The organism is Pseudomonas sp. Tri1 (assembly GCF_017968885.1).
Taxonomy (GTDB): domain Bacteria; phylum Pseudomonadota; class Gammaproteobacteria; order Pseudomonadales; family Pseudomonadaceae; genus Aquipseudomonas.
In genome coordinates this window covers 5879332-5894276 of the sequence record NZ_CP072913.1, presented here as the reverse complement: position 1 = coordinate 5894276, position 14945 = coordinate 5879332, and the positions used below count along the sequence as shown (strand labels likewise).

Sequence of the window (14945 nt, the reverse complement as noted above, 5' to 3'; positions counted from 1 at the left end):
CCTTGATACGATTCAGCTTAGTTGCTCTTTATGGCCTCGTCGTTCAATGCAGCACTTTGCAATGCTTTTCGTGCCTGCTGCTTGCGCAGCAGTTGCCAGTGGGAAAGGACGGTCCTGGGTGCCCAGATCTGCGGTTCGGAGGCTTCGAAATTGTCCGCCTGCTCGCGTTCGGCGACGGTGGCCTTGGCCCGTTTGAAGGCCTGCTCCAAGTCGTCGGTCTGGTTCAGCGCCTGGGCGAACAGGGCATCGCCGAAATAGGTGAAGTTGGCCTCCTCGGAGCAGCCGAAGGACACCCGGTCGGCCCGGGACGCGGTCATGATCAGCGTGCGCTCATCCTTGAGGGCCGGGATGAAACCACCGGAGTAGCACGCCGAGATCACTACGATCTTGTCGCGGTTCTTCAGTGGCGCCAGCACCACCGCCAGTTCATCGGCGGGCAGGTCGGCCAGTTCCATGCGCGGCTGGTCGAGCACCAGTTCATGCTCGCTGGTGCCGTGGCTGGTCAGGTAGATGAAGATCAGGTCTTCCGGGCCGCTGCGCTCGGCCAGGGTGGCGGCGGCGCGGCGCAGGCTTTCGCGGCTGGCCATGGGCCGGTCGCTCAGATGATCGCGGTGATTGACCAGGCGGATCTGCCCGAGCGCGCCGAAACGGCTGTTGAGCATGTTGGCGACATAGTCGGATTCACGCAGGAACACGCTTTGTTTGCCGTCGCCGCCCAGGGTCAGGCTGTACAGCTCCACCGCCGGCGTCGAGGCCGGGATATTGGCCAAGGCATCCTCCAGCAGACGGCCCTGGGCCAGCAGGCCGAGTTCGAGCACATCCGGTAGCAGCCTGCCATCGGCGTCGCGCACCCGCTGGCCGTTGGCCCAGGTGCCGCTTTGGACCGTACCGTCGCTCAACGCCAAGGTGCCGCGCCCGTGGTAACTGTCGCCTTCGAACTGGCCGATGTAAAAACTGCCGTCGGGCAGGTTCAGGCGGCCTTGGCCGCTAAAGCGCCAGTCGCTGAATTGACCGAGGTAATGGCTGCCATCGGCACCGATCAGTTCGCCCTTGCCGGTCAGCGCGCCGTCCTTGAACTGGCCGATCCAGACATCGCCGTCGGCATTTTCGTAGCGCCCGCGCCCGTTGAGCTGGTTGTTCTTGAAGCCGCCGACATAGACATCGCCGTCGGCGCTGTTGAAGGTGCCTTTGCCCTGCAGCTGTCCATCGACGAATTTCCCGGTGAACTGGTTGCCGGTGGCATCGAAGCGCTGGCCCTCGCCGTTGGGCTTGCCGTTGGTGAACGGGCCTTGATACTGGCTGCCATCGTCGAGCTCCAGGCGCCCGAGGCCGGAATAGCGGTCGGCCTTGAATTCGCCGCGGTAGGTCATGCCGTTTTCTTTCAGGGTCCCTTCACCGTCCCGTCGGCCTAGCTTGAAGCTGCCGGTGTAGCTGCTGCTCGGCGTGGTCAGGCTGCCCTGGCCGTGGAACAGGCCATTCTGGAACTGGCCGCGATAGACCTCGCCATTGCTGCCATGCCATTCACCGGTGCCGTGCCACTGGCCTTTGTCGAACTGCCCGGCGTACCAGCTGCCGTTGGGGTAGTCGATGCGCCCCTGGCCTTGCAGCAGGCCGTCCACCAGGTCGCCGCGATAGCGTCCGCCGTCGGGCAGGCGCGCGTCGGGAGGCAACAGCGAATCGCCGTCGCCGCAGGCAGTGAGCAACAGGGTCAGAGTCAGGGGAACAAGTAAGCGCATAACGGGATCCAGGTCATCAGGCCACGAGTATGCCGCAGCTATGCGCATGAGATATAGATAAGCGATGCGAAACTGCACGAGCGGTTTCGCGACCGCATAGGTTTACACGAAGCAGAGCGACAGTGGCTCGGCGATGTAGGCCGGTTTGTCCGAACCTTCGATTTCCAGTGTGGCGGTGGCCTTGAGCAGCCATTGGCCGGGCTTTTTCTCGGTGGCGTCCAACAGGTCGACCTTGAGCCGGACCTTGGAATCAACCTTGACCGGCTGGATGAAACGCACGCTGTCCAGCCCGTAGTTGACGACCATCTTCACGCCCTCGGGCAGGATAAGGATGTCTTCCATCAGCTTGGGCATCAGCGACAACGACAGGAAACCATGGGCAATGGTGCTGCCGAACGGGGTCTGCGCGGCCTTGACCGGATCGACGTGGATGAACTGGAAGTCGCCAGTGGCTTCGGCGAACAGGTTGATGCGGTCCTGATCGATGGTCAGCCATTCGGAACGTCCAAGTTCCTTGCCGACATAATCTTTGAGCGCTGCAACGGGAACGTAGGGCATTGAGACTCTCCTTGGGTTCATCTGTTTTGTCTTTTGTCACGGGGATCTGTGTCCCCGGAGAACCACTGTAGATCAACATGAGGCGCGGGTAAGGTCACTGACCATGCTTTTTACGAATGCCGAACCATAGCGCGGGCGTGCTTATAATGCCGGCGCATTCTTTGAGTAAGTGTTGCAGGGGAGAGAGCGGATGTTGCTACGGGGCCTGACCTGGCTGGTGCTGTTCCAATTGCTGGGCACCGCCATCAATCATTTGTTCTTGCCGGTGTTGCCGGGGCCAATCATTGGCCTGCTGCTGTTACTGGGTTATCTGATCGTTCGCGGCGAAGTCGGCGAACCCCTGAACCTGGCCGCCAGCAGCCTGTTGCGTTACCTGCCGTTGCTGCTGGTGCCGCCAGCGGTGGGGGTGATGGTCTACGCCCGAGCCATTGCCGCCGATTTCTGGGCCATCGTCGGCGCGCTGGTGTTGTCGCTGGTGCTGTCCATGGCCTTTACCGGCGTGCTGATGCAGCGTCTGGCCCGGCGCCACGCACCGGCTGCGGAGGATGTTCAATGATGTTCGACTGGCAGGGCGCCTGGGGCTCGGTGATCCACCATCCATTGTTCGGCATCGGCATTACGCTGGGTGCCTATCAACTGGTGCTGGCGGCGTTCGAAAAGACCCGCTGGGTGTTCCTGCAACCGGTGTTGATGTCGATGGTGCTGCTGATCGCTGTACTGGTCGGTTGTGGCATCAGCTACGCCGAATACCGCAAGAGCACCGAGATCCTCAGCATTCTGCTGGGCCCGGCCACGGTCGCCCTGGCGGTGCCGTTGTATTTGAACCTGCGACGGATCCGGCAATTGTTCTGGCCAATTTTTACTACGCTGGTGATTGGTGGGGTGTTCGCCACCGGTTCTGCGGTGGTGTTGGGCTGGGCATTCGGCGCCGAGCACATGATCCTGATGACCATGGCGCCCAAGTCGGTGACGTCGCCAATCGCCATGTTGGTGGCCGAGCAGATCGGCGGTGTCGCGGCGATGGCCGCGGTGTTCGTCTTGATCACTGGCGTGCTCGGGGCGATTCTGGGCCCGAGCATCCTGACCCGGTTGGGTGTCCATAGCCCGGAGGCCCGGGGCATGGCCCTGGGGTTGACGGCCCATGCGGTGGGCACGTCCGTGGCGTTGCAGGAAAGCGAGGAGTCCGGCGCCTTTGCGGCGCTGGCGATGAGTCTGATGGGCGTGGCCACGGCGGTATTGCTGCCGTTGGTGGTGTCGATGACGGTCTAAGGAACTGGTTATGAGCTTGCCGCTTTTCCCGTTGAACACCGTACTGTTCCCCGGTTGTATCCTTGATTTGCAGATTTTCGAGGCGCGTTACCTCGACATGATCGGGCGCTGCATGAAAAAGGGCGAAGGCTTCGGCGTGGTGTGCATCCTCGATGGCGAGGAAGTCGGCATCGCCCCTGATGGCTATGCGCGGGTCGGGTGTGAGGCGCGCATCACTGATTTTTCCCAGCAGGACAACGGCCTGCTGGGCATTCGGGTGCAGGGCGGGCGGCGCTTTATCGTGCATGGCAGCAGCGTCCAGCCCGATCAGTTGACGGTCGCCGAGGTCGAGTGGCTGGAAGAAGAGCCGGAGCAACCGCTGCAAGAGGAAGACGCCGACCTGGTGGCGCTGCTCAAGGCCTTGGCCGAACACCCGATGGTCGAGGCCCTGAACATGGGCACCGAAGCCACCGGACAGCAGTCCCTGGCCAATCAACTGGCCTATCTGCTGCCGTTCAATGAACTGGACAAGATCGACCTGCTGCAGCTCGATGATCCCCAGCAACGGCTGGATGCGATCCAGGCTTTGTTGGATGAGTTGCAAGGTGAGCTCTTCGCCTGACACCACTCATCTCACCAAACAGCGCTGATCCCCTGTGGGAGCGAGCTTGCTCGCGATAGCGGTGGGTCAGTTGCAGTGATGTTGGATGTGTCGCCGTCATCGCGAGCAAGCTCGCTCCCACAGGGGTTCTCCAGTGCCCACAGACTCGGTGTTCGCCACGGATCTCTTGTGGAAGCGAGCCTGCTCGCGATTGCTGCCCCTGGTTTCAATAGGCATACCGCAACATCGCATGGGGCAGATGCCGCAGCGCGAAGAAGCTGAACACCGCCACCAGCGCCGGCAATATCAGCCACCAGATTTTCGGCGGCATGGCCGGCAGTGGCGTCTGGCGCTGGCTCAACCACAGGACCGCGGCGCAGACACAGGCGGCGAGCATGGCGCCGGCGACGACGTCGCTCGGCCAGTGAGCCCCCAGGTACACCCGCGACAGGGCAATGGCCAGCGCCGGCAGGCAGGCGAGTAGCAGCCAGGTCAGGCGCATGCGCGGTGGTTGTCCGCGCCCGGCCAGGATGGCGAGGCTCAGGAACAGCGCGAATGCGCCGGAGGCATGGCCGCTGGGCATGCTGTAGCTGGTCAGTGGGTCGGTGAGGATTTCCGGGCGTACGCGGGCGAAGAAATGTTTGCTGCCGGTATTGGCCAGGGACGTGAGCAGCATCGTGCCGCCGGCGAAGATTGCCTGCCGCCATTGGCGTGTCAGGAGCAGCAAACCGGTGAGCAGTGCGCTGAAAATCAGCATGTTGCGAAATTCACCGATCAGCGTGAAGGTCACGGCGATTTCGTCCAGCGTCACGCTGCGATGCTCCTGGACCAGCGCCACCAGGCCCTGGTCGAAGGCCGTCAGGTAGCGAAAGCCGATGAACAGGCCGATCAGGATCACCAGGCCCAGGCCGGCGATCAGCGCCGAGGCATGGCGATGGCGGCGCAAGCTGCTGTTGACGCTCAGCCCGATCATCACTGCGATGCTGCCGATGACCACGCCGGCCTGTGGCCAGAAACCTTCGGGCAGTGGCAGGCGGAACGCCGCCCCGGTGGCCCAGCCCGGCAACAGATACGCTACGGTCCAGCCGGTCGCGGCCAGCACGCTGACGGCGGCAAAACGCGGGAACGGCATGTCGCACATCCCGGCCACCATCGGCAACATCGGCCTGAGGGGGCCGATAAAACGGCCCACCAGCAGGCTGGCGATGCCGTAGCGCTGGAAATAGTTTTCCGCCGCAGCCATCCATTCCGGATGATGCCGCAACCCCGGCAGGCGCCGGATGTTCTGGTGGAAGTGCCGGCCCAGGAAGTACGACACCAGATCCCCCAGCAAGCCACCGAGCAGGCCCAGCAGCAACGTCTCGCCCAAGGACAACGCGCCGCTGCCGGCCAGTACCGCTATCGCAAACAACAGCACGGTCCCTGGCACGATCAACCCGGCGATGGCCAGGCACTCCACACAGGCGACGATGAACACCGCCACCGCCAGCCATTGCGGGTTGAGTGTCAGCCAGCCGGTGATGCTATCGAGCCATGGGCCCATAAATACAACTCCATTGAACAGTAAGCGGCATGCACCGAAACTCCTGTGGCAGCGAGCTTGCTCGCGATTGCGGTGTATCAGTCAACCCCCATTCTGCTGACCTGACGCCATCGCGAGCAGGCTCGCTCCCACTGGGGGGCTTGTTGTGAGCACAAAACCTGTGGCCACTGAAAATCAACTGTGGGAGCGAGCTTGCTCGCGATAACGGTGTGTCAGTCGATATCCATTCTGCTGAGCTGACGCCATCGCGAGCAGGCTCGCTCCCACAGTGAAATGTGTCGATCATGAAAGCAAAAAATAATCCCGCCCTTCGACCTGCCCGCGCCGCAACGGGTTCCTGGTGCACCACGGCGCGTAGGCGGCGTCGACGAAGCGGTAGGGCAGGTGTTCGTCCCGTCCCTGGGGAATGCCCAGGCGGGTGGTCTGGATCGCATTGACCGTCGGCACGCCGACGTCTTCCACCAACAAGCGCTCGGGGTCGAAGCGTTTGGCGTCCCAGTCCGGCACTTTCAGCCCCAATGCCTTGCACAGCAAGGTCTGGCCGGCGCAGAGTTTCTGCGGTGTGCGTGGCCGGCCCTGGGCGTCGGGGTTGTTCAGCAGCATCTGCGCCAGGCTCGCCGGGCCGCAAACGGCGTCGACCCACGGGTACGCCGATTTGATCAGCACCGCATTGCCGGGCCCCTGGGCGCTGAAATTCAGCGAATCGCCACCCCGGGCGTAATACATATAGATGTGGCCGCCATCCAGAAACAAAGCCTTACGTTTTTCCGTGTAGCCCAGCGACGCGTGGCTGCCCTTTTCGGCGAAGTAATAGGCTTCGGTCTCGATGATCCGCGCGCTGAGCCACAGCTCGCCGACCTTGTGACGGATGACTTTGCCCAGCAGGTCACGGGCCAGCACCTGGGCATCGCGATCAAAAAAAGCATGGGGCAAGGCGTTTGGCGATTGAGGCAAATCGGTCATGGCGATAAACGAAGTGAGGCCAAAGGAAGCGCGATGATAGCAATGGAAAGCTTAATCACCGCTGAACACCGGCAAATTGCGCAAGTTTTGCGCCTCCGCCGGTCACCACTGCGAGTCCATGCTGTTAGTCGCGGGTTACGACAGCTATAATCTGCCGCTTTCCTCTTTGCCAAGACCACACAGACCATGACTGAGTCCGTTCTTGACTACATGACCCGCCTGGGTCGCGCCGCTCGTGAAGCGTCGCGCATCATCGGCCGTGCCAGCACCGCGCAGAAAAACCGCGCCCTGCAGGCCGCCGCCAATGCGCTGGACGCTGCGCGCGCCGAGTTGTCCGCCGCCAACGAGCTGGACCTGGCCGCTGGTCGGGCCAATGGTCTCGAACCGGCCATGCTCGAGCGCCTGGCGCTGACCCCGGCCCGCATCGACGGCATGATCGTCGGCCTGCGCCAGGTCGCGGCGTTGCCGGACCCGGTTGGGGCGATTCGTGACATGAGCTATCGGCCGTCGGGCATTCAGGTCGGCAAGATGCGCGTGCCCCTGGGCGTGGTCGGGATCATCTACGAGTCGCGGCCGAACGTGACCATCGACGCCGCGAGCCTGTGCCTGAAGTCGGGTAACGCGACCATCCTGCGTGGCGGTTCCGAGGCGATCCATTCCAACCGCGCCATTGCCGCCTGCATCCAGCGCGGCCTGGCCGAAGCCGATCTGCCGGCCGCCGTGGTGCAAGTGGTGGAAACCACCGACCGCGCCGCGGTTGGTGCGCTGATCAGCATGCCCGAGTTCGTCGACGTCATCGTGCCGCGTGGTGGCAAGGGCCTGATCGAGCGGGTCAGCCGCGATGCCCGCGTACCGGTGATCAAGCACCTGGACGGCATCTGCCACGTCTACGTCAGCGCTCACGCCGAGTTGCCGAAAGCCCAGCGCATCGCCTTCAACGCCAAGACCTACCGTTATGGCATCTGTGGCGCGATGGAAACCCTGCTGGTGGACCAGGCCGTTGCCCAGGCCTTCCTGCCGTCGATGGCGGCCCAGTTCCGCGAAAAAGGCGTCGAGCTGCGCGGTTGCGAGCGCACCCGGGCGATCATCGAGGCGGTAGCCGCCACTGAAGAAGACTGGGACACCGAATACCTGGCGCCGATCCTGTCGATCCGCGTGGTCGACGGGCTCGACCAGGCCATCGACCATATCAATCGCCACGGCTCGCACCACACCGACTCCATCGTCAGTGAAAACCTCGGGGAAACCCGGCGCTTCGTGGCCGAAGTGGACTCGGCGTCGGTGATGATCAACACCCCGACCTGCTTCGCCGACGGCTTTGAATACGGATTGGGTGCCGAGATCGGCATTTCTACTGATAAGCTGCACGCCCGCGGCCCGGTCGGTCTGGAAGGCTTGACCTGCGAGAAGTACATCGTGGTCGGTGACGGCCAGTTGCGCGGACAGGAGCCGGCCTGACTTGGGCGATCTCGACCCGTCAGCCGCAGTGACGACAACCCCGCCCCGGCGCATCGGTATCCTGGGTGGAACGTTCGACCCGGTGCACATCGGCCATTTGCGCGGTGCGCTGGAAGTCGCCGATGCCCTGGCCCTCGATGAGCTACGCCTGACGCCCAGCGCCAGGCCGCCTCACCGGGATACGCCACAGGTGTCGGCGCAGGACCGTCTGGCGATGGTCGAGTGCGCGGTGGCCGGTGTGGCACCGTTGGTGGTGGACGCCCGCGAATTGCAGCGGGACAAGCCGTCCTACACCATTGATACCCTGGAGCTGATGCGCGCCGAACTGGCCGCCGATGCCCAGGTTTTTCTGCTTCTGGGCTGGGACGCATTTTGCGGCCTGCCCACTTGGCATCGCTGGGAAGAGTTGCTCCAGCATTGCCACATCCTGGTGCTGCAACGCCCGGATGCCGACAGCGAGCCGCCGGATGCCTTGCGCAACCTGCTGGCGGCCCGCTCGGTGAGCGACCCGCTGGCCCTGAAAGGGCCGAGCGGACAGATTGCATTCGTCTGGCAGACGCCGCTCGCGGTATCCGCCACCCAGATCCGTCAACTGCTGGCCAGCGGTAAGTCGGTACGTTTCCTGGTGCCCGACGCGGTCCTGGCCTACATCGATGCGCACGGGCTGTACCGTGCGTCGAACTGAAAAAGGCGCGCTTCAAGGCACGTGAATGCGTGTAGCGAAGCGCCCGAACATACGAGCAAAACGAGTTTTATATGACTGACAAAGACGTAAACAAAGTAAAGCGCAAAGGCACGTTCAAAAGCGCACCGCTGCCTGTAGAGGCCCATACCGGCGTGGCACTGGCCGGCGAAGAGCTGGTCAAGGTAGCCGTGGCGGCCCTGGAAGACGTCAAGGCCCAGGATATCCAGGTGATCGACGTTCGTGAAAAGCAGAGCATCACGGACTACATGATCATCGCCACCGGTACCTCCAACCGCCAGATCGGCGCGATGCTGGATAAGGTCCGCGAAGCGGTCAAGGCCCAGGGCGTCAAGCCGCTGGGTGAAGAAGGCAAGGGCGACAGCGACTGGGTGCTGCTGGATATGGACGACGTCATCGTGCACATGATGACCGCCTCGGCGCGCCAGTTCTATGACCTGGAGCGTCTGTGGGCTGGTGCCGAGCAGAGCCGTTCGGCCAGCGCCGCGCACCACAGCCCGGAAAACACCCATGAGCATTTCACCAAGCTCAACAAAGACCAGCAATAAGGGACCGCTGTGCGACTGCGCCTGATCGCTGTCGGTTCTCGCATGCCCAAGTGGGTGGAAGAAGGCTGGCATGAATATGCCAAGCGTCTTCCATCCGAGCTGGCCCTGGAACTGGTGGAAATTCCGCTCAATACCCGTGGCAAGAACGCCGATGTGGCGCGCTTTATTCGCCAGGAAGGCGAAGCCATGCTGGCCAAGGTCGGGCCGAACGAGCGCATCGTCACCCTCGAAGTCCACGGCAAGCCCTGGAGCACCGAGCAACTGGCGGTGGAACTCGATCGCTGGCGGCTGGATTCGCGCACGGTCAATTTCATGGTCGGCGGCCCGGAAGGGCTGGCGCCGGAAGTCTGTGCCCGGGCCGATCAGCGTTGGTCGTTGTCGCCGTTGACGTTGCCGCACCCGCTGGTGCGGATCCTGATCGGCGAACAGTTGTATCGTGCCTGGACAGTCCTGTCCGGGCACCCTTATCACAAGTAATCCTGCCCTCATGCCCCAGCCGATCCGCATCAAGGACCACGAAAAAGACGCCCGCCTGGTGCGAGGCCGCGTCGTGTTCGGCGCCATCACGGTGGTGACGCTGATCGGCGTGCTGATCGCGCGGCTGTATTTCCTCCAGGTGATCCAGTACGAGTACCACTCGACCCTGTCGGAAAACAACCGGGTGCATGTGCAACCGATTCCGCCGACCCGCGGGCTGATTTTCGACCGTAATGGCGTGGTGGTGGCGGATAACCGCCCCAGCTTCAGCCTGAGCATGACCCGCGAGCGCTCCGGGGATTGGCAGCATGTGCTCGACGTGATCGTCGAAGTGCTGCAGCTGACGCCCGAGGATCGGGCGATCTTCGAGAAGCGCATGCGCCAGGGCCGACGGCCGTTCGAGCCGGTGCCGATCCTGTTCGAGCTGACCGAAGAGCAGATCGCCCTGATCGCCGTGAACCAGTTCCGCCTGCCCGGCGTCGAGGTGGTGGCGCAGTTGGTGCGGCACTATCCCCAGGGGGCGCACTTTGCCCACTCGGTCGGCTACATGGGGCGGATCAACGAGAAAGAGCTCAAGACCCTCGATCCGGTCAATTACAGCGGTACGCACCATATCGGCAAGACTGGCATCGAGCGCTTCTACGAGCCCGAGCTGCATGGCCAGGTGGGGTACGAAGAAGTCGAGACCAACGCCCGTGGCCGCGTGTTGCGCGTGCTCAAGCGCACCGACCCGATCCCCGGCAAGGACATCGTCCTGAGCCTGGACATCAAGTTGCAGGAAGCCGCCGAAGCGGCGCTGGGCGGTCGTCGTGGTGCGGTGGTGGCGCTGGATCCGAACACCGGCGAGGTCCTGGCGATGGTCAGCCAGCCGAGTTTCGACCCGAACCTGTTCGTCACCGGGATCAGCTTCAAGGCTTACTCCGAGTTGCGCGATTCCATCGACCGGCCGTTGTTCAACCGTGTACTGCGCGGCCTGTATCCGCCGGGCTCGACCATCAAGCCGGCCGTGGCGATTGCCGGGCTGGACTCCGGCGTGGTCAACGCTTCGAGCCGGGTCTATGACCCGGGTTACTACATGCTGCCCAACTATGACCACAAGTACCGCAACTGGAACCGCACCGGCGACGGTTATGTGGACCTGGAAACGGCGATCATGCGGTCCAACGACACCTACTTCTATGACCTGGCCCATAAGCTGGGGATCGATCGGCTGTCGTCCTACTTGGGCAAGTTCGGCATCGGCCAGAAAGTCTCGTTGGACATGTTCGAAGAGTCCCCCGGCCTGATGCCGTCCCGGGAGTGGAAGCGTGCGACCCGTCGCCAGGCGTGGTTCCCCGGTGAAACCCTGATCCTGGGGATCGGCCAGGGCTACATGCAGGCCACACCGCTGCAACTGGCCCAGGCCACGGCCCTGGTGGCGAGCAAGGGCAAGTGGTATCGCCCGCACCTGGCCAAGACCATCGAAGGCCAGAAACCAGTAGACCCGAACCCGATGCCGGACATCATCCTGCACAATCCGTCGGACTGGCAGAAGGTCAACAACGGCATGCAGCAGGTGATGCACGGTGCCCGAGGCACCGCGCGCAAGGCGGCCATCGGTGCGCAATACCGCATTGCCGGCAAGAGCGGTACGGCCCAGGTCGTCGCCATCAAACAGGGCGAGAAGTACGACCGCTCCAAGGTCCAGGAACGCCACCGCGACCACGCCTTGTTCGTCGGTTTCGCGCCCGCCGACAACCCGAAAATCGTCGTGTCGGTGATGGTCGAGAACGGTGAGTCCGGCTCGGGCGTCGCCGCGCCGGTGGTGCGCCAGATCATGGATGCCTGGCTGCTGGATGAGCACGGCCAGCTCAAGCCTGAATACGCAAGCCCCACCACTGCGGAGGCTACGGCCCGTGAAGAATAATTTCGACCGGATCCTCTCCAGCGAAGACGTGATGCGCCGGCGTGCCACGCTGTTGCAGCGCATGCACATCGACGGCCCGCTGCTGATCCTGCTGCTGACTCTGGCCGCCGGTAGCCTGTTCGTGCTGTATTCGGCCAGCGGCAAGAGCTGGGACTTGCTGGCCAAGCAAGCCACTTCGTTCGGCATCGGCCTGGTGTCGATGATCGTCATCGCCCAGCTCGAGCCGCGCTTCATGGCGCGCTGGGTGCCGCTGGCCTATGTGGTGGGCGTGAGCTTGCTGGTGGTGGTGGACGTGATGGGCCACAACGCCATGGGCGCCACGCGCTGGATCAACATCCCCGGGGTGATCCGCTTCCAGCCTTCGGAATTCCTCAAGATCATCATGCCGGCGACCATCGCCTGGTACCTGTCCAAACGCACCTTGCCGCCCCAGCTCAAGCATGTGTGCATCAGCCTGTTGCTGATCGGTATCCCGTTCATCCTGATCGTGCGCCAGCCGGACCTCGGCACTTCGCTGCTGATCCTGGCCGGTGGCGCTTTCGTGCTGTTCATGGGCGGGTTGCGCTGGCGCTGGATCCTCAGCGTCATCGCCATCGCCGTACCGGTGTCGGTGGCCATGTGGTACTTCGTGATGCACGACTACCAGAAGCAACGAATCCTGACCTTCCTCGACCCGGAGAGCGACCCGCTGGGCACCGGCTGGAACATCATCCAGTCCAAGGCCGCCATCGGCTCCGGCGGGGTGTTCGGCAAGGGCTGGCTGATGGGCACTCAATCGCACCTGGACTTTTTGCCGGAAAGCCACACCGACTTCATCATCGCCGTGATGGGCGAGGAGTTCGGCCTGGTGGGTATCTGCGTCTTGCTGTTGATCTATCTGCTGCTGATCGGTCGCGGGTTGGTGATCACCGCCCAGGCCCAGACATTGTTCGGCAAGTTGCTCGCGGGCAGCCTGACCATGACGTTTTTTGTTTATGTTTTCGTCAACATCGGTATGGTCAGTGGCCTGTTGCCGGTTGTGGGGGTGCCGTTGCCATTCATTAGCTACGGAGGAACTTCGCTGGTGACACTACTGTCAGCGTTTGGGGTTTTGATGTCGATCCATACCCATCGCAAGTGGATCGCGCAGGTTTGAATAAGGTGAAGAGTTTAATGCAAGCAATGCGTGGTTGGTCGACGCGGCATGTGCCGTGGATTGGCCTGGTCGGCTTCCTGGGCGGTGCACCGCACGCCTTGGCCGGCGACTACGAAGGCTCGCCCCAAGTGGCCGAATTCGTCGGCGAAATGACCCGCGACTACGGGTTTGCCGGTGAACAGCTGATGGGGGTGTTCCGCGAGGCCGAACGCAAGCAGTCGATCCTCGACGCGATCTCCCGGCCTGCCGAGCGGGTCAAGCAGTGGAGCGAGTACCGGCCGATGTTCATCACCGAGGCGCGCATCGCCCGGGGCGTGGACTTCTGGCGCCAGCACGAGGCCGCGCTGGCCCGTGCCGAGCAGGAGTACGGCGTACCGGCCCAGGTCATCGTGTCCATCATTGGCGTGGAGACCTTCTTTGGCCGCAACACCGGGAATTTCCGGGTGATCGACGCGCTGTCGACCCTGGGCTTCGATTTCCCGCCGCGCGCCGAGTTCTTCCGCAAGGAGCTGCGTGAGTTCCTCCTGTTGGCCCGGGAAGAGCAGGTCGACCCGTTGACGCTCAAGGGCTCCTACGCTGGAGCCATGGGCTTGCCGCAGTTCATGCCCAGCAGTTTTCGCGCCTATGCGGTGGATTTTGACGGCGACGGCCACATTAATATCTGGACCAACCCGACCGACGCCATCGGCAGTGTTGCCAGCTATTTCAAACGCCACGGCTGGGCTGCCGGTGAGCCGGTGGTCAGCCGCGCCGACGTACGTGGCGACCGGGTGGACGAGGGCTTGACCGAGGGCCTGGAGCCGACGAAAACCGTCGGGGAGTTGCGGGCGCTGGGCTGGTCGAGTCATGATGCGCTGCGTGATGACATGCTGGTCACCGCGATCCGCCTCGAAGGCGAGCAGGGCCCCGAATATTGGATGGGCCTGAAGAATTTCTACGCGATTACGCGTTATAACCGCAGCGTGATGTACGCCATGGCTGTATATCAACTGTCTGAAGAGCTGGTCAAAGCACGGGGCGTCAAATAATGCAGGCATTGCCTACCTATCAACCCCTGAAAGCCAAGCCCCTCAAGCTCGTGGCGTTGGCTGCGTTGTCGCTGCTGGTCGTCAGTTGTTCGACCAGCCGCGCGCCGACCCAGAAAGGCTCCACCGCCGTACGCGCCACGCCAGGCCTGGACATCAACCGGGCCCACAAGGATGGCGCGCCGTGGTGGGACGTGGACGTCTCGCGCATTCCCGACGCGACGCCGACCCTGCACACCGGTCCCTACAAGGCCAACCCGTACACGGTGCTGGGCAAGACCTATTTCCCGCTGAGCGACTCCAAGCGCTATGTCGCGTCGGGCACGGCGTCCTGGTACGGCACCAAGTTCCACGGCCAGAACACCGCCAATGGCGAGGTCTATGACCTGTATGGCATGAGCGCGGCCCACAAGACCTTGCCGCTGCCCAGCTACGTGCGGGTGACCAACCTGGACAACAACAAGAGCGTGATCCTGCGGGTCAATGACCGTGGGCCGTTCTACTCCGACCGCATCATCGACCTGTCGTATGCGGCGGCGAAAAAACTCGGTTACGCTGAAATCGGCACCGCGCGGGTCAAGGTCGAAGGCATCGACCCGCAGGAGTGGTGGGCCCAGCGCGGCCGTCCGGCGCCTTTGATGCTCAACGAGCCGAAAGTGGCGCAAAATGCCGCGCCGACCGTGACGGCCTCCACCGGTACGGTCGAGCAGTGGACGCCACCGCCGCAGCAGCACGCGGCGGCCGTAGTGCCCGTTCAGCTCGACGCAAAAAAAAACGCTTCTGCAACAGCGTCTGGCCAGTATCTGCAGGTGGGCGCATTCGCCAACCCGGACGCTGCAGAACTGTTGAGGTCCAAGCTCAGCTCGATGGTGAGCGCCCCGGTGTTCATCAGCTCGATCGTGCGCAACCAGCAGACACTGCATCGGGTGCGCCTGGGGCCGATCGGATCTCCGGGTGAGGTCCAGCAGGTGCAGAACAGTGTGCGCCTGGCCAATCTCGGTTCGCCGAGCCTGGTCACCGCCGAGTAGTTGATTGAGGCCCGCT

At 63.1% G+C, this 14945-nt stretch carries 15 protein-coding genes; 11 read left to right on the top strand and 4 right to left on the bottom strand.

The annotated features are described in order from the left end of the window. Nucleotides 1-17: 17 nt before the first annotated feature. Nucleotides 18-1736, bottom strand: coding sequence for a C13 family peptidase (locus tag J9870_RS25670; RefSeq protein ID WP_210641224.1), 1719 nt, complete (start codon nucleotides 1734-1736; stop codon nucleotides 18-20). Between the two features lie 102 nt (nucleotides 1737-1838). Continuing rightward, entirely contained in the window at nucleotides 1839-2294 is a 456-nt protein-coding gene (locus tag J9870_RS25665) for a MaoC family dehydratase (RefSeq protein ID WP_210641223.1), read from the bottom strand. Nucleotides 2295-2484: 190 nt separating this feature from the next. On the opposite strand from J9870_RS25665, the gene J9870_RS25660 reads away from it, so the two are divergent. The 3 genes from J9870_RS25660 to J9870_RS25650 are packed head-to-tail and all read left to right on the top strand — an operon-like array spanning nucleotide 2485 to nucleotide 4164. Continuing rightward, nucleotides 2485-2850 (top strand): CidA/LrgA family protein, encoded by a 366-nt coding sequence (locus J9870_RS25660; RefSeq protein ID WP_210641221.1) that lies wholly within the window; start codon nucleotides 2485-2487, stop codon nucleotides 2848-2850. After that, the gene (locus tag J9870_RS25655) at nucleotides 2847-3563 is read left to right on the top strand and encodes an LrgB family protein (RefSeq protein ID WP_210641219.1); all 717 of its coding nucleotides are present in this window, start codon (nucleotides 2847-2849) and stop codon (nucleotides 3561-3563) included. The genes J9870_RS25660 and J9870_RS25655 overlap by 4 nt, the downstream gene beginning before the upstream one ends. A gap of 10 nt (nucleotides 3564-3573) precedes the next feature. Then, nucleotides 3574-4164 (top strand): LON peptidase substrate-binding domain-containing protein, encoded by a 591-nt coding sequence (locus tag J9870_RS25650; RefSeq protein WP_210641217.1) that lies wholly within the window; start codon nucleotides 3574-3576, stop codon nucleotides 4162-4164. Between the two features lie 205 nt (nucleotides 4165-4369). Here J9870_RS25650 and J9870_RS25645 read toward each other — a convergent pair whose 3' ends face one another. Together J9870_RS25645 and J9870_RS25640 are read right to left on the bottom strand one after the other, a co-directional pair. After that, nucleotides 4370-5686: a bifunctional DedA family/phosphatase PAP2 family protein gene (locus J9870_RS25645; RefSeq protein WP_210641215.1), complete on the bottom strand. Its 1317-nt coding sequence runs from the start codon at nucleotides 5684-5686 to the stop codon at nucleotides 4370-4372. Nucleotides 5687-5968: 282 nt separating this feature from the next. Continuing rightward, a complete protein-coding gene (locus J9870_RS25640; RefSeq protein ID WP_210641213.1) occupies nucleotides 5969-6649 on the bottom strand; it encodes a DNA-3-methyladenine glycosylase in 681 nt (226 codons plus the stop codon). Between the two features lie 186 nt (nucleotides 6650-6835). Here J9870_RS25640 and J9870_RS25635 point away from each other — a divergent pair, with 186 nt between their 5' ends. The 8 genes from J9870_RS25635 (at nucleotide 6836) to J9870_RS25600 (ending at nucleotide 14929) form a co-directional block, all read left to right on the top strand. Further along, on the top strand, nucleotides 6836-8107 hold the full coding sequence (locus J9870_RS25635; RefSeq protein ID WP_210641211.1) for a glutamate-5-semialdehyde dehydrogenase: 1272 nt from the start codon (nucleotides 6836-6838) through the stop codon (nucleotides 8105-8107). Nucleotide 8108: 1 nt separating this feature from the next. Further along, complete coding sequence (gene nadD / locus J9870_RS25630) at nucleotides 8109-8792, top strand: nicotinate-nucleotide adenylyltransferase (RefSeq protein WP_025215651.1); 684 nt, start codon at nucleotides 8109-8111, stop codon at nucleotides 8790-8792. Nucleotides 8793-8863: 71 nt separating this feature from the next. Further along, nucleotides 8864-9358 (top strand): ribosome silencing factor, encoded by a 495-nt coding sequence (gene rsfS / locus J9870_RS25625; RefSeq protein ID WP_210641209.1) that lies wholly within the window; start codon nucleotides 8864-8866, stop codon nucleotides 9356-9358. A 9-nt stretch (nucleotides 9359-9367) separates the two neighbouring features. Then, a complete protein-coding gene (rlmH, locus tag J9870_RS25620; protein WP_003185785.1) occupies nucleotides 9368-9835 on the top strand; it encodes a 23S rRNA (pseudouridine(1915)-N(3))-methyltransferase RlmH in 468 nt (155 codons plus the stop codon). 10 nt (nucleotides 9836-9845) lie between these two features. Beyond that, the gene (mrdA, locus tag J9870_RS25615) at nucleotides 9846-11741 is read left to right on the top strand and encodes a penicillin-binding protein 2 (RefSeq protein WP_210641202.1); all 1896 of its coding nucleotides are present in this window, start codon (nucleotides 9846-9848) and stop codon (nucleotides 11739-11741) included. Between the two features lie 31 nt (nucleotides 11742-11772). Next, nucleotides 11773-12876 (top strand): rod shape-determining protein RodA, encoded by a 1104-nt coding sequence (gene rodA, locus J9870_RS25610; protein ID WP_167659400.1) that lies wholly within the window; start codon nucleotides 11773-11775, stop codon nucleotides 12874-12876. A 17-nt stretch (nucleotides 12877-12893) separates the two neighbouring features. Then, complete coding sequence (gene mltB / locus J9870_RS25605) at nucleotides 12894-13904, top strand: lytic murein transglycosylase B (RefSeq protein ID WP_210641200.1); 1011 nt, start codon at nucleotides 12894-12896, stop codon at nucleotides 13902-13904. Next, nucleotides 13904-14929 (top strand): septal ring lytic transglycosylase RlpA family protein, encoded by a 1026-nt coding sequence (locus J9870_RS25600; protein WP_210641198.1) that lies wholly within the window; start codon nucleotides 13904-13906, stop codon nucleotides 14927-14929. The genes mltB and J9870_RS25600 overlap by 1 nt, the downstream gene beginning before the upstream one ends. Nucleotides 14930-14945 lie beyond the last annotated feature (16 nt).

Coding starts and splice junctions, on each gene's coding strand:
- J9870_RS25670 (WP_210641224.1), bottom strand. CDS start 1,736: ATGCGCTTACTTGTTCCCCTGACTCTGACCCTGTTGCTCACTGCCTGC.
- J9870_RS25665 (WP_210641223.1), bottom strand. CDS start 2,294: ATGCCCTACGTTCCCGTTGCAGCGCTCAAAGATTATGTCGGCAAGGAA.
- J9870_RS25660 (WP_210641221.1), top strand. CDS start 2,485: ATGTTGCTACGGGGCCTGACCTGGCTGGTGCTGTTCCAATTGCTGGGC.
- J9870_RS25655 (WP_210641219.1), top strand. CDS start 2,847: ATGATGTTCGACTGGCAGGGCGCCTGGGGCTCGGTGATCCACCATCCA.
- J9870_RS25650 (WP_210641217.1), top strand. CDS start 3,574: ATGAGCTTGCCGCTTTTCCCGTTGAACACCGTACTGTTCCCCGGTTGT.
- J9870_RS25645 (WP_210641215.1), bottom strand. CDS start 5,686: ATGGGCCCATGGCTCGATAGCATCACCGGCTGGCTGACACTCAACCCG.
- J9870_RS25640 (WP_210641213.1), bottom strand. CDS start 6,649: ATGACCGATTTGCCTCAATCGCCAAACGCCTTGCCCCATGCTTTTTTT.
- J9870_RS25635 (WP_210641211.1), top strand. CDS start 6,836: ATGACTGAGTCCGTTCTTGACTACATGACCCGCCTGGGTCGCGCCGCT.
- rsfS (WP_210641209.1), top strand. CDS start 8,864: ATGACTGACAAAGACGTAAACAAAGTAAAGCGCAAAGGCACGTTCAAA.
- mrdA (WP_210641202.1), top strand. CDS start 9,846: ATGCCCCAGCCGATCCGCATCAAGGACCACGAAAAAGACGCCCGCCTG.
- rodA (WP_167659400.1), top strand. CDS start 11,773: ATGCGCCGGCGTGCCACGCTGTTGCAGCGCATGCACATCGACGGCCCG.
- mltB (WP_210641200.1), top strand. CDS start 12,894: ATGCAAGCAATGCGTGGTTGGTCGACGCGGCATGTGCCGTGGATTGGC.
- J9870_RS25600 (WP_210641198.1), top strand. CDS start 13,904: ATGCAGGCATTGCCTACCTATCAACCCCTGAAAGCCAAGCCCCTCAAG.